12 protein-coding genes and 3 tRNA genes are annotated in these 12834 nt (G+C 74.8%); 4 read left to right on the top strand and 11 right to left on the bottom strand.

The window, feature by feature from the left end:
* Positions 1 to 222: 222 nt before the first annotated feature.
* Positions 223 to 1035, top strand: a complete 813-nt coding sequence (locus AB0B83_RS16760; protein WP_357578947.1) for an NUDIX hydrolase — start codon at positions 223 to 225, stop codon at positions 1033 to 1035.
* 102 nt (positions 1036 to 1137) lie between these two features.
* On the opposite strand, the gene AB0B83_RS16755 is transcribed toward AB0B83_RS16760, so the two are convergent.
* From AB0B83_RS16755 to leuC, 4 genes are all read right to left on the bottom strand, one after another.
* Positions 1138 to 3132, bottom strand: a complete 1995-nt coding sequence (locus tag AB0B83_RS16755; protein WP_357578944.1) for an endonuclease/exonuclease/phosphatase family protein — start codon at positions 3130 to 3132, stop codon at positions 1138 to 1140.
* Positions 3133 to 3261: 129 nt separating this feature from the next.
* Positions 3262 to 3993 carry an HU family DNA-binding protein gene (locus tag AB0B83_RS16750; protein WP_357578946.1) on the bottom strand — a complete coding sequence of 244 codons (732 nt, stop codon included), beginning with the start codon at positions 3991 to 3993 and terminating at the stop codon, positions 3262 to 3264.
* A gap of 172 nt (positions 3994 to 4165) precedes the next feature.
* Entirely contained in the window at positions 4166 to 4753 is a 588-nt protein-coding gene (gene leuD, locus AB0B83_RS16745) for a 3-isopropylmalate dehydratase small subunit (RefSeq protein ID WP_357578943.1), read from the bottom strand.
* 12 nt (positions 4754 to 4765) lie between these two features.
* Positions 4766 to 6214, bottom strand: coding sequence for a 3-isopropylmalate dehydratase large subunit (leuC, locus tag AB0B83_RS16740; protein WP_357578942.1), 1449 nt, complete (start codon positions 6212 to 6214; stop codon positions 4766 to 4768).
* Between the two features lie 49 nt (positions 6215 to 6263).
* On the opposite strand from leuC, the gene AB0B83_RS16735 reads away from it, so the two are divergent.
* Positions 6264 to 6950: an IclR family transcriptional regulator gene (locus AB0B83_RS16735; protein WP_013284529.1), complete on the top strand. Its 687-nt coding sequence runs from the start codon at positions 6264 to 6266 to the stop codon at positions 6948 to 6950.
* 205 nt (positions 6951 to 7155) lie between these two features.
* Here AB0B83_RS16735 and AB0B83_RS16730 read toward each other — a convergent pair.
* The 4 genes from AB0B83_RS16730 to AB0B83_RS16715 all read right to left on the bottom strand — a co-directional run bounded on the left by AB0B83_RS16730 (position 7156) and on the right by AB0B83_RS16715 (position 8763).
* Positions 7156 to 7228: transfer RNA gene (locus tag AB0B83_RS16730), tRNA-Glu, on the bottom strand.
* A gap of 343 nt (positions 7229 to 7571) precedes the next feature.
* Positions 7572 to 7644: transfer RNA gene (locus tag AB0B83_RS16725), tRNA-Glu, on the bottom strand.
* 136 nt (positions 7645 to 7780) lie between these two features.
* A tRNA-Gln gene (locus tag AB0B83_RS16720) sits at positions 7781 to 7852 on the bottom strand.
* A 107-nt stretch (positions 7853 to 7959) separates the two neighbouring features.
* A complete protein-coding gene (locus tag AB0B83_RS16715) occupies positions 7960 to 8763 on the bottom strand; it encodes a fumarylacetoacetate hydrolase family protein (RefSeq protein WP_151457599.1) in 804 nt (267 codons plus the stop codon).
* Between the two features lie 174 nt (positions 8764 to 8937).
* On the opposite strand from AB0B83_RS16715, the gene AB0B83_RS16710 reads away from it, so the two are divergent.
* Positions 8938 to 10218 (top strand): hypothetical protein, encoded by a 1281-nt coding sequence (locus AB0B83_RS16710; RefSeq protein WP_357578941.1) that lies wholly within the window; start codon positions 8938 to 8940, stop codon positions 10216 to 10218.
* A 34-nt stretch (positions 10219 to 10252) separates the two neighbouring features.
* Positions 10253 to 11122 carry a 3-methyladenine DNA glycosylase gene (locus tag AB0B83_RS16705; RefSeq protein ID WP_357578940.1) on the top strand — a complete coding sequence of 290 codons (870 nt, stop codon included), beginning with the start codon at positions 10253 to 10255 and terminating at the stop codon, positions 11120 to 11122.
* On the opposite strand, the gene arfB is transcribed toward AB0B83_RS16705, so the two are convergent.
* The 3 genes from arfB to AB0B83_RS16690 form a co-directional block, all read right to left on the bottom strand.
* Complete coding sequence (arfB, locus tag AB0B83_RS16700) at positions 11119 to 11544, bottom strand: alternative ribosome rescue aminoacyl-tRNA hydrolase ArfB (RefSeq protein ID WP_132232586.1); 426 nt, start codon at positions 11542 to 11544, stop codon at positions 11119 to 11121. The genes AB0B83_RS16705 and arfB overlap by 4 nt on opposite strands.
* Positions 11545 to 11553: 9 nt before the next feature.
* Positions 11554 to 11856 carry a hypothetical protein gene (locus tag AB0B83_RS16695; protein WP_357578939.1) on the bottom strand — a complete coding sequence of 101 codons (303 nt, stop codon included), beginning with the start codon at positions 11854 to 11856 and terminating at the stop codon, positions 11554 to 11556.
* A 110-nt stretch (positions 11857 to 11966) separates the two neighbouring features.
* Positions 11967 to 12830, bottom strand: coding sequence for a trypsin-like peptidase domain-containing protein (locus AB0B83_RS16690; RefSeq protein WP_357578938.1), 864 nt, complete (start codon positions 12828 to 12830; stop codon positions 11967 to 11969).
* Positions 12831 to 12834: the final 4 nt, after the last annotated feature.

Here is a 12834-nt window from a genome sequence, read left to right as displayed (position 1 = left end):
CGCCGCGCCGCGGGCCCGGCGGGCGCACCGGCACCCGAATCGGCTCCCCGGAGGCGGGATGCGCGCGCCGCGCCCGCCCCCGGCGGGGGCCGGCCGCCCGGGTTCCCCGACGCCGCGCCCCCGATCCGGGCGGCGGGTGGTGTCGTGTGGCGCCCCGCCGACGACCCCGGGCCGGGCGATGGGCCGGCCGCCGGGAGCACGGGCGCCACCCCGCGCGGTGGGGTGCTGGTCTGCCTCGTGCACCGGCCCCGCTACGGCGACTGGTCGCTGCCCAAGGGCAAGCTGGAGCCGGGCGAGCATCCGCTGCGCGCCGCCGTGCGGGAGGTCGCCGAGGAGACCGACGTCCGGGCGGTGCCGCAGGTGCGGCTGCCCACCGTGCGCTACCGCAGCGAGGGCCGCCCGAAGGTGGTCGACTACTGGTCGATGCGGGCGGTGGCCGCCGGCGGCTTCCAGCCGGGCACCGAGGTCGACGACGTGCGCTGGCTCGGCGTGGACGAGGCGGTCCGGCTGGTCAGCTACCCGCACGACGCCGAGGTGCTGGCCGCGTTCGCGGCCCTGCCGACGGTCACCGGGACGGTGGCGCTGGTCCGGCACGCCCACGCCGGCAAGCGGGCCACCTGGTCGGGCCCGGACACCGGCCGGCCGCTCGACGCCCGGGGCTGGGCGCAGGCCCACGCGCTCGCCCCGCTGGTGGCGCTGCTCCGCCCGGTACGCCTGCTGTCGGCCTCGGCCCGCCGCTGCGTACAGACCCTCGACCCGGCGGCGGCGCTGCTCGACCTGCCGATCGAGATCGACGGCGACCTGGACGAGCCGCGGCCGGGCCAGCAGCCCGACGAGTGCGCGCTGGCCGCCGCCGCCCGCCTGGCCGCGCTGGCGGCCACCGGCGAGCCGGTGGGGGTGTGCAGCCAGGGCAAGGTGATCCCGGACGCCCTGGCCCGGCTCAGCGGGCGGCCGGGCGACTTCACCACCCCGAAGGGCGGCGGCTGGCTGCTCGCCTTCGCCGGCGACCGCCTGCTCGCCGGCGACCGCCTCTGACCACGCGCCCACCGGGGCCGGCCGGTCCCGACCGGGCCCGCTCGGCGGCGGGTCAGACCGGCCCGTCGGACAGCGGGTCAGGCCGGCCCGTCGGACAGCGGGTCAGGCCGGCGGCAGGGTCAGCGTCACCGCGACCGGCAGGTGGTCGCTGGCCGTCCCGGGCGGGGCCGCCGCGTCGGCGGCGGCCAGGCCGGGCGTGACGAAGACATGGTCGATCTGCTGGCGCGGGGCGTCCGCCGGGCTGGTCGGCAGGGGGCGGGCGGCGGCGAGCGCGTCGACCAGACCGGCCCGGGTGAACTCGGCGAACGCCGGGTCGCCCGGCTCGGTGTTCAGGTCGCCGGCGACCACCAGGGGCCGGCCGGCCGCGTACCGCACGGCGAAGTCGGCGACCGCGCGGGCCTGGACCACCGGGTCCTCGCCGGGCGGCGGTTGCAGGTGGGTGGCGACGACCGCCAGGCGGACGCCCTCGCTGAAGTTCACGGTGACGCCGAGGGCCTGCGCCCCGGTGGGCGCGCCGACCGCCGGCAGCGGCCGGGTCCGCGCCGCGTCCAGCGGCCACCGGCTCAGCACGGCGTCACCCCAGAGCGGGTCGGCGGCCGGCGCGAAGACGTACGGCATGTCCAGCCGCTCCGCCAGCAGGTCGAGCGTGTCGTGGCCGCCGTTGAGCAGCCAGCCCCGGTCCACCTCGCTGAGTGCCACGACGTCGGCCCCGGCGACGGCCCGCGCCAGCGCGTCCGGGTCGAAGCGGCCGTCCATCCCGAACCCCATCCGCACGTTGTACGCCGCCACCCGCACCGTCTCCGGCGGCCCGTCCCGGTTGGTGGCGGAGAGCAGCTCGTCGCTGGCGACCGCGGCCAGCAGCGTCACCGCGGCGGCGGTGGCGGCCGTCCAGACCGGCGGCAGCGGCGACCGGGCCGGCCCCGGGGCGGGACGCCTCGCCAGCGCGACGGCGGCGACCAGCACCGCCACCGCCACCGGCACTCCGGCGTTGGGGTGGCCGAGGTCGTAGGCGGAGTAGTAGGCCACCGCCGCGACGGCGAAGACGAGCATCCCGGCGACGGCGGCGTACCCGCGCCGCCCGGCCGCCCGCACCGGGTCCTGCCCGTCACCGGCCGCCAGCGCCGGGGCCGGCGTGCTGCCGGCCGCCCGCCCAGCGCCGTCGGGGACCGGGGTGCGGGCTTCGTCCGCGCCGTCGTCGCCCCGCCCGTCCGCCGCACCGGCCGACGCCAGGCACGCGCCGAGACCGACGGCGGTGAGCAGGACGGCCGGCAGCAGCAACTCCCCGCGTCCGAGGGCGACGAGGACGGCCCCGCCGACCAGGGCCACCGGCCCGGGCCACCGCCAGGCGCCCCGGCGGGGCGGGGCCAGCGCGGCGAGCAGGAACCCGCCGACCGCCACGGCGAGCGGGGCGGGGCCGAACAGCGGCACGGTGGCCACCCCCACCTCGTCGGCGGGATCCGACCGCAACAGACCGAACTGGTACGACGTCGCCGTCCGGGCGACCGCCGGGGAGAGCGCCACCATGCCGGCGAGCAGCAGCGCCGGCCCGGCCAGCAGCCAGCTCCGTACGCCGCCCGCCCCGGCCGGCGGCGCGGGCCGCGCCTGCCCCGCCAGGAAGAGCCCCGCGACCCCGACGGCCGCCAACCACGCCGGCCAGTCCCCGAAGAACGCCGAGCGGTACGTGTCCAGCACCGTGTGCAGGACGGCCCCGACCGCCAGCCCGAGCGCCAACCCGGGCACGGGGCGGTCGGTGCCGGCGGCGACACCGGCGAGCCAGACCAGCCCGGCGAGCAGCCCGGCCGTGGCGAGCCAGAGCTGGAGCCGCCCGCCCGGCTGGCCGTTGACGGCGAGCCGCGCCACGACCAGCAGCACGGCGGCGACGAGCGTCACGGGGCGGGCGCCGACGCGACGGATCAGCGCGGGCGCGGCCAGGGCGAGCAGGAACCAGCCGAAAGCGAACGCCCCCAGCAGTTCGGCGGGGGTCGAGGCGGCCTGCCCGAAGATGGTGATGACCGCCGGCAGGAAGACGCGCAGCACGTCGACGAGGAGCACGACGCCCAGGGCGAGGGTGACGGTGGAGAGGTGGCGGTAGCGCACCGGGCTGCCTTTCGCCGACCGGAAGGGGTGCGGCGATTCTGCGGGCGGGGCACGGTCGGGGTCAACGGGTGGGGTGGACACGGCGAAGGGCGCCCACCGTCGGTGGACGCCCTTGCCGTACCGCCAGGTTCAGCGCTTGGTGGCGGTCTTCTTCGCCGCCGCCTTCTTTGCCGGCGCCTTCTTCGCCGCCGCGCTCTTGCTCGCCGTCGCGGCGGTCTTCTTCGCCGCCGTGGCCTTGCTCGCCGCGGTGGTCTTCTTCGCCGGGGCGGCCTTGGTGGTCGCGGTCTTCTTCGCCGCGGTGGTCTTGGTCGCCTTCGCCGCGGGGGCCTTCTTGGCCGCCGCGGTCGCCTTGGTCCCGGTCGCCTTGGTCCCGGCCGCCTTGGTCCCGGCCGCCTTGGTCCCGGCCGCCTTCGCGCCCGCGGCCTTGGCACCGGTGGCCTTGGCTCCGGTCGCCTTGGCACCCGTGGCCTTCGCCCCGGTGGCCTTGGCACCCGTCGTCTTGGCCGCCGCGGTGGTCTTGGCGGCGGCCGTGGTCTTGGCGGCGGCAGCCGTGGTCTTCTTCGCCGCCGCCGTGGCCTTCGGCACCTTGCCGCTGGCCACCATCTCCTTGAATCCGGCGCCGGGCCGGAAGGTCGGGACGGATGTCTTCTTGACCTTCACCGCCTCGCCGGTCCGTGGGTTGCGCGCTGTTCGGGCGCCCCGGACGCGCTTTTCGAACGCTCCGAATCCGGTGATCGCCACCTTCTCGCCCTTGGTGACCGCCGCCTGGACCTCAGCGAGGACCGCGTCGAGCGCGGCCGTCGCCGTCTTCCGGTCCCCCAGGCGAACGGCGAGCGCCTCGATGAGCTCGGCCTTGTTCACGACTTCCTCCCGATTGTGCAACTGACTCGACGCGAGCCATTCTGCGCGCACGGTATGCCCTGTGCTGCCGGGACACAAACATTCGGTCGAAAAAAGCCCTTGTGTCGTAACGGATTCGCCCCCACCGGTGAGACCGGCGGGGGCGGAAACCGCTGTGGGATCGGGCGTACGGCTATGCGACCGAGGGCAGGAACGGCGGCCGGTCGGCCTCGAAGGCGCTGATCTCCGCCTCGTGGCGGAGGGTGAGTCCAATGTCGTCCAAGCCCTCCAGCAGCCGCCAACGACTGAAGTCGTCCATCGGGAACGACCAGGTGGCCTCGCCGACACGCACCTCGCGGGCGGTCAGGTCCACGGTGACGGGGGTGGTCGGGTCGGCCTCCACCAGGTCCCAGATCTCCTCGACCGCCTTCAATTCCAGCTCGACCGGGAGCAGCCCCTCCTTGAGGGCGTTGCCCCGGAAGATGTCGCCGAAACGGGGCGCGATCACGGCACGGAACCCCCAGTCGCGCAGCGCCCAGACGGCGTGCTCCCGGGAGGAGCCGGTGCCGAACTCCGGACCGGCCACAAGAATCGATGCACCCGAATGGGCGGCATCGTTGAGCACGAATTCCGGGTCCTCCCGCCAGGCGCTGAACAAGCCGTCCGCGAAACCGGTCCGGGTCACCCGCTTGAGGTACACGGCGGGGATGATCTGATCGGTGTCCACGTTGGATCGCCGCAGCGGCACGGCGGTGCCCGTGTGGGTGGTGAACCTCTCCATCTGGGTGCCCTTCTACAGGTCGGCGGGAGCGGCCAGCCGGCCGGCCACGGCGGTGGCGGCGGCGACCGGCGGGGAGACCAGGTGGGTGCGTCCGCCCCGGCCCTGGCGGCCCTCGAAGTTGCGGTTGGAGGTGGAGGCGGAGCGCTGGCCCGGCGAGAGCGTGTCCGGGTTCATGCCCAGGCACATGGAGCAGCCGGCGAAGCGCCACTCGGCGCCGGCGTCGGTGAAGACCTTGTCCAGCCCTTCCGACTCGGCCGCCTCGCGCACGGCGGCGGAACCGGGCACCACCAGCATCCGCACCCCGTCGGCGACCCGCTGCCCGCGCAGCACGTCGGCGGCGGCCCGGAGGTCCTCCAGCCGGCCGTTGGTGCAGGACCCGACGAAGACCACGTCGACCGCGAGGTCGCGCAGCGGGGTGCCGGGGCGCAGGTCCATGTACTCAAGCGCGCGCCGGGCGGCGGTCCGCTCGGCCTCGGTGACGAACTCCTCCGGGGTCGGCACCACGGCGCCCAGCGGCGCGCCCTGGCCCGGGTTGGTGCCCCAGGTCACGAACGGGGTGACCGCGCCGGCGTCCAGGGTCACCTCGGCGTCGAAGGTGGCGTCCTCGTCCGTGGGCAGGGTCCGCCACCAGGCCAGCGCCGCGTCCCAGTCGGCACCCTTGGGGGCGTTCGGCCGCCCCTTCAGGTACGCGAAGGTGGTCTCGTCCGGCGCGATCATGCCGGCCTTGGCGCCCCACTCGATGGACATGTTGGCGATCGTCATCCGCCCCTCCATGGACAGCGACCGGATCGCCTCGCCGCGGTACTCGACGATGTGCCCGCGGCCGCCGCCCGTACCCACCTGGGCGATCAGCGCGAGCACCAGGTCCTTTGCGGTGACCCCCGGGGCGAGCCGCCCGGTCACGTTCACCGCCATCGTCTTCGGCCGGCTCTGCGGCAGCGTCTGGGTGGCCAGCACGTGTTCGACCTCACTCGTGCCGATGCCGAACGCGAGCGCGCCGAACGCGCCGTGGGTGGCGGTGTGCGAGTCCCCGCAGACGATGGTCATGCCGGGCTGGGTGACGCCGAGCTGCGGGCCGATGACGTGCACGATGCCCTGGTTCTCGTCGCCCAGCGGGTGCAGCCGCACCCCGAACTCGGCGCAGTTGCGGCGCAGCGTCTCGATCTGCGTACGCGAGGTGGGGTCGGCGATGGTGAGCAGATCGCCGCGCCGCAGGCGGAACGACGGGTCGGCGTACCCCGTCGGGGTGTTGTGGTCCTCCGTCGCGAGCGTGAGGTCGGTGCGGCGCACCCGGCGCCCGGCGAGGCGCAGCCCGTCGAAGGCCTGCGGGCTCGTCACCTCGTGCAGCAGGTGCAGGTCGATGAAGAGCAGATCGGGCTCGCCCTCGGCGGACCGTACGACGTGCGCGTCCCAGACCTTCTCGGCCAGGGTCCTCGGCTCGGTAGTAGTGACTCCCACCATCTGGACATCCTAAATTCTGGGAGGTAAGTTTCGGCTTGTGGGACACAGTATGAGCGGTGTCGGCGTTCTCGACAAGGCGGTGGTCATCCTGGCCGCCTGCGTCGACGGCGCCAGCCTGGCCGAACTCGTTGAACGCACCAAGCTGCCCCGGGCCACCGCGCACCGGCTGGCGCAGGCGCTGGAGATCCACCGGATGCTGGTCCGGGACACCCAGGGTCGCTGGCGTCCCGGCCCGCGCCTGGGTGAGCTCGCCAACGCCGCCCCGGACGTGCTCCTGACGGCGGCGGAGCCGCTGCTGGCGGCGCTGCGGGACGCGACGGGCGAAAGCGCCCAGCTCTACCTGCGCCGCGCCGACGAGCGCATCTGCGTGGCCGCCGCCGAGCGGGCCAGCGGCCTGCGGGACACCGTGCCGGTCGGCTCGGTGCTGCCGATGACGGCGGGCTCCGCGGCGCAGATCCTGCTCGCCTGGGAGCCGCCCGAGGCCGTGATGCCGTTGCTCCCCCGGTCGAAGTTCACCGGCCGCACCCTGGCCGAGGTACGCCGCCGGGGCTGGGCGCAGAGCGTCGCCGAACGCGAGGCCGGTGTGGCGAGCGTCTCGGCGCCGATCCGCGACCGCACCGGTCGGGTCATCGCCGCGATCAGCATCTCCGGGCCCATCGAGCGCCTGGGACGCCGCCCCGGCGAACGCCACGCGATGGCCGTGGTCCGCGCCGGCCAACGCCTCTCCGGCCTCTGACACCCACCCCGCCCCCACCCATCGGCCCCGCGTCGATCAAGAAGTTTGCGCCCGGGTTCGACCCCGGACCGAGCGAGAACTTCTTGATCGACACGACCGGCAGCGGCGTGGTCAGGGCCGGGGTGCAGCCCGGGGCGGGACGGGGCGGAAGGGTGGAATGCCGAACGGCCCGTTCCACCGGAGTGGAACGGGCCGTTCTGGGATGTAGCCCCGACCGGATTCGAACCGGCGCTACCGCCTTGAGAGGGCGGCGTCCTGGGCCGCTAGACGACGGGGCCAAGACTTCACTGCTTCCACCGCCCTTGCGAGCGGTGCCGCTGTAGTCTAGCGGCGTCCCATCCGGAGACGGAAATCGGGGCGACCGGACGGTCATCCCGGCACTGCACCACCCGGACGACCAGGATCGGACCACCGGAGACCAGGCTTCGGCCGAGGCCACGACCGGGCGGGGCGGAAACCGGTCGACCAGCAGAGGCGGACCGAGCCGCACACGGCGGGGCGCAGCCGCCGGCGTGGCCACCCGTGTCGCGGCGGCAGGCAACCACGCGGCAACGAGGAGCGTCGGCGCGGGACATGCGAAACGGCCCGCCCCACCGGAGTGGAACGGGCCGTTCTGAGATGTAGCCCCGACCGGATTCGAACCGGCGCTACCGCCTTGAGAGGGCGGCGTCCTGGGCCGCTAGACGACGGGGCCAGAACCTGACTTGCGGCACCGCTCTGCCGAGCGGCGCCGCTGGACTCTATCAGAGAGAACCCCGATCCCCTGAACGGGAACCGGAGTCGTCTCCCACGAGATCCAGCGCTCGAAGCTCTTGCGAACCTCGGCTGCGCTGGGGTACCAGGACTCGAACCTAGACTAACTGAACCAGAATCAGTCGGGCTGCCAATTACCCCATACCCCATTGGCCCCTTGCGGTGCCGGGATCAAACTTTACCCTCCCGGTGCCAGCAGGCCAAATCGAGTCCCCCAAACCGCCCCTGAACTGCGGAAACGGGGCCTCGACGCGGATCAGGCGACGGGCACCACCGGGTTGGTGAGGTCTCCGATCCCCTCGATCCGCACGGTGACCGTATCCCCGTCCAGCAGCGGGCTAACCCCCGCCGGGGTGCCCGTGAGCACCACGTCGCCGGGGAGCAGCGTCATCACGTGCGAGACGTACGACACCAGGGCCGGCACGTCGAAGACCATGTCGCGGGTCCGGCCGAGCTGGCGGACCTCCATCTCCTCCGGATTGCGACCCACCTCACAGCGGATCTCCAGGTCGCGGACGTCGAGCCCGGTGGTGATCCACGGCCCGATCGGGCAGAACGAGTCGAAGCCCTTGGCGCGGGTCCACTGGCCGTCGGAACGCTGGAGGTCCCGGGCGGTGACGTCGTTGGCGCAGGTGTAGCCGAAGATGGCCCGCTCCGCGGCGGCCCGGTCGGCCCGGCGGGCGCCCGGCGCGCCGATCACCACGGCCAGTTCGGCCTCGTGCTCGACCTGCTTCGAGAAGATCGGCAGCCGGATCGCGTCGCGGGGCCCGATCACGGAGGTGGACGGTTTGAGGAAGAGCAGCGGCTCCTTCGGCACCTCGCTGCCGTGCTCGGCGGCGTGCTCGGCGTAGTTGCGACCGACGCAGACGACCTTGCTGGGCAGGATCGGCGAGAGCAGGCGGACGTCCGACAGCGCCCAGCGGGCACCGCTGAAGGTGATCTGGCCGAACGGGTGGCCCTCGATCTCGGCGATGGTCAGGCCCTGCGGGCCCGCCTCCGCTTCGCCCTCGACGACCCCGAACGACATTCCCTTGGCATGAGCAAAACGAGCGATACGCACCAGGCCAATCTAGCCCCGGCAACCCGCGACCCGGCCGAGGCCGCAGTCAGGCGCGCCCCGGGACGCCGGGAGGACGCACCCTACGACACCGTCCGCTCGCGGGGGCGGAGTTCGCGACTTCGTACCCGCCCGGTGTCGTCGCGCCCCTAGCGTCGGCTCCGGAGGTTCGTTCGTATGCCTGCATCGACACGACACCACAGGGCCCTCGCAGTGTTCGTACACTGCCTCGGCATTCTCTCCGCCGTGCCGGCGCTGCCGGCGGCGGCGCCACCCGCGGCGGCCGCGCCACCACCGGTGGTCGCGCCTACCCCGGAGCCGGCGATGCCGTCGGCGCCGCCGGCCGTGCCCACCCCGACCCGGGCCGCCCCGCCGGTGGCGAAGCCGCCGGTCACGGTCGCGGTGGTGCCGGAGAGCACGCCGGCGCCGCGCTACCGGATCCAGGTCCGCAACAGCGGTGGCACGCCGGTGGACACCACCGTCCGGCAGGAGCTGCCGCCCGGGGCCTCGGCGACCGCCATCACCGCCGGGGGCCGGGCCACCCGGGGCACCGGGCAGTCGGCCACCGAGGTGACCTGGCAGCTGAAGCTGCCCGCCCGCAGCACCACCACCCTGGGCACGGCGCTCACCGCCGCCGCCCCGGCCCGGCCGCTGACCGCGCCGGCCTGCGCCTACGCCCGCGACGGCAGCCGGCCGTACGACTGCGCGACAGCGACCTGGAACGCGGGCGTGCCGGCCGCCGCGCCCGAGCGTTCCGAGGCGCCGCCGTGGCGCCGGGCGCCGGTGCTGCTGGCCGGACTCGGCACCGTGACGGCGCTCGCGGTGGGCGGGGTCTGGACCTGGCGCCGGCGCCGCCGACCGGTCGCCGCGGCCCTCTCCGGCCAGCATCCGGGGACGGTCTACCCGCGACCGGCCGCCCCGCGACCGGAACAGCTCCGCCGCAAGCCGTCCGTCTGGTTGATCGTCCCGGTGGCCGCCGTCGTGCTCGCCGGCACGGTGGGCACCGCCGCCTGGACGGCCACCCGGCAGGTCGCGGCCGTCGACACCGACAGCCAGCCGACCGGCGGCGCGTGGCTGGGCCAGGGGGTCAACGGCGCCGTCGGCGAGCCGCTGCGCGAGTCGGCGTTCGAGTTCACCGTGTACCGCGTCGCGTGCGAGCCCGGCGCCGCGGCCCGGCAGTGCGAGGCGACGGTCGGGGTGCGCAACCTCACCCCGGAGCAGCAGAGCTGGCACGGCCGGCTGCAACGGGCGTACCTGCCCGACGGCAACTTCGTCAGCACCGACGAGCAGGCGACCCGGGCGGCCAACCAGGGCCGGGACGTCTTCGCCCAGCCGATGGCGGCCGGCAGCCGGACGGTGCTGCCGCTGGTCTTCACCGTCGCCGGGAAGGCGCCGCCGGAGCAGCTCGAGCTGCGCAGCGGGGTGTTCTCCGCCGGGGTCCGGGTGGACGTGCCCTGACCGGGCGCCGGGCGGCGGCCGTACCCTTGGCTTCGTGACCGCCGCCCTCGCCCCGCCGACCTGGGTTGCCCTCCTGGAGGCGCACGAGAGGCGCGCGGACGCCCTCACCGCGGGCCACCGCGCCCGCAGGGCCACGGGGGAACGCCACGCGATCGACGACTTCCTGTACGACTACTACGGCACCCGGCCCTCCGTGCTCCGCCGGTGGCACCCGGGCGTGGGCGTCTCCCTGGCGCCGGGGCCGGACGGCTCCGCCCCGCACCGGCAGTGGCGTTGGTACGCGACGGCGGCGGACGGGACGGTGAGCTTCGACGTCGCGGCGTTCCTCGTCGACCGGGCCGAGTCGGTGCGCTTCATCCACCGCCTGTTGTCCGCGATCGCGTCGCGACCGGCCTTCACCGGCTGCTTCGGCCTGCACGAGTGGGCGATGGTGTACCGCCAACGGGAGCATCGGCACCCGCTCCCCCTGCGACTCGGGCAGGAGGGCACCGACGCGGTCGTCGAGGCGCACCAGATCCGCTGCACGCACTTCGACGCGTACCGCTTCTTCACCCCGGACGCGGTCGGCCTCAACCGGCTCCGACCCACGAGGGAGAGCCAGGTGGAACTCGACCAGCCGGGCTGCCTGCACGCATCGATGGACTGCCACAAGTGGGCGACCAAGTTGGGGCCCGCGGTTCCGGGGGACCTGGCGCTCGACTGCTTCGAGCTGGCGAGGGACATCCGGCTACTCGACATGCAGGCGTCCCCGTACGACTTCTCCTCCTACGGGCAGCCCGCGGTGGCCATCGAGACGCCGGAGGGCAAGGCCGAGTACGCGGCGCGGCAACGCGAGTTCGCACAGCGTGCCGGCCAGCTACGCGCCCGGCTCATCGGTGTCTGCGCGACACTGCTCCCGGGCTAGTCGCCGTCGACGCGGCGGTCGCGCTTGCGCTGTGACCGGCGCTTCTTGTCGGCCAGCCGGCGCTCCTTCGCGCCCCGCGACGGGCGGGTGGGCCGGCGGGGCGGGGGCGGCGGGGCGGCGGCCTCGCGCAGCAGCGCGGCCAGCCGTTCGCGGGCGGCCTCCCGGTTGGCCAGCTGCGCCCGGTGCTCGCTGGCGGCCACGGTGAGCACGCCGTCGACCAGCCGGCCGGCGAGCCGCTCCAGCGCCCGCGCCCGCAGCGGCTCGGGCACGCCGGGCGAGGCGGCCAGGTCGTAGCTCAGCTCGACGCGCGAGTCTGTGGTGTTGACGCCCTGGCCGCCGGGCCCGGACGACCGGGAGAACCGTTCCCGCAGCTCGGCGGCGGGAACGGTCCACCGGTCGTTCACCCGCAGTCCGTCGTCCACCCCCCGAGGCTAGCGCCCCTGCCGGACGCTCGGGGTCGCGGACGGTCCCGGGGTCTGCGCGGGTGGGTCGGGACTGTCGTCGGAGTCGGCGGCGGCATAGGCGACCGCCCCCACCAGCAGCAGGGCGATCACCCCGATCTTCGTGGTGGCCACCTTGATCAGCAGCCACGCGGCGCTCCGGGCGCCGGGCACGGTCTTCTTGACGGTCTGGTAGTCGGCCCACCCGCGTCGTGCCCGGGCGTACGCCGACCCCACACCGGTACCGATCAACAGGCCCACCAGCAGGAGGACCACGATTCCAGGACGCTCCACCCGAGCCAGTTATCCATACTCAGCGTGATATTTCCATTGGCCGATCATTCCGCGCCGGGTATCCGACAGTTTTCACATTCCCGGGCCGCCCCGGACGGCGGGCTCGCAGCTCAGCCACCCTTGCCGATGATCGTGTCGGCGGTCTGCTGCACCTGTTCGATGGGAATGGCGAAGCCGATGCCGATCGAGCCGTTCCCGTCGATCGTGGCGATGGCCGTGTTCACCCCGACCACCTCGCCGCGCGCGTTGACCAGTGGGCCGCCCGAGTTGCCCGGGTTGATCGAGGCGTCGGTCTGCACGGCGGTATGCCGGTTGTCGCCGAGGCGTACCTGCCGGTCGAGGGCGCTGACGATGCCGGCGGTGACGGTGCCGGACAGCCCGAGCGGCGAGCCGACCGCCAGCACCGGCTCCCCCACCCGGGTGGATCCCGGCTTCGCCAGGGGCAACGCCGCCAGGCCGGCCGACGGCGGCACCCGCAGCACGGCGAGGTCGCTGCGCGGCTCCCGCCCGACGACCTCGGCGGCGAACCGCCGCCCGTCGGGCAGTTCCACCGTCACCGAGCCGCCGCGCCCCTTGGCCAGGATGTGGTCGTTGGTGATGATGTGCTGCTGGTCGTCGACGGCGAAGCCGGAGCCGGAGGCCGAGGCGCCGCCGGCCCCGCCGACCAGCACCGAGACCACCCCCGGCACGGTCTTCCCGGCGGCGGTCACCAGTTCCGCCGGGACGGGGGCCGCCGAGGCCGCAGCCGGGCCCGGGGCGTCGTCGCGGCCGGCCACGATGCCGCCGGCCACCGCCCCGGAGGCGGTCGACAGGACCACCACCGCCAGCGCCGCCAGCACCCGCCCGCGCGGGCCGCGGCCAGCCGGGCCACCGTCGGGGTCGGACCCGCCCCACCGGGCCCGCCCGTCGGGATCCAGCTCCGGGGAGATGAACCAGGGGCCGCGCGGTTCGCCCAGCCCGGTCTGCACTGCCATGCGT

The organism is Micromonospora sp. NPDC049060, assembly GCF_040649055.1.
In the GTDB taxonomy this organism is placed as follows: Bacteria; Actinomycetota; Actinomycetes; order Mycobacteriales; family Micromonosporaceae; genus Micromonospora; species Micromonospora reichwaldensis.
Note: the sequence above shows the minus strand (reverse complement) of the source record. Positions and strands in the feature narration are given on the sequence as shown.

What these genes read in the sequence shown, in the direction of transcription:
- leuC (WP_357578942.1), bottom strand. Translation starts at nt 6,214, where the DNA reads ATGGTGGGAGTCACTACTACCGAGCCGAGGACCCTGGCCGAGAAGGTC.
- leuD (WP_357578943.1), bottom strand. Translation starts at nt 4,753, where the DNA reads ATGGAGAGGTTCACCACCCACACGGGCACCGCCGTGCCGCTGCGGCGA.
- AB0B83_RS16735 (WP_013284529.1), top strand. Translation starts at nt 6,264, where the DNA reads ATGAGCGGTGTCGGCGTTCTCGACAAGGCGGTGGTCATCCTGGCCGCC.
- AB0B83_RS16710 (WP_357578941.1), top strand. Translation starts at nt 8,938, where the DNA reads ATGCCTGCATCGACACGACACCACAGGGCCCTCGCAGTGTTCGTACAC.
- AB0B83_RS16690 (WP_357578938.1), bottom strand. Translation starts at nt 12,830, where the DNA reads ATGGCAGTGCAGACCGGGCTGGGCGAACCGCGCGGCCCCTGGTTCATC.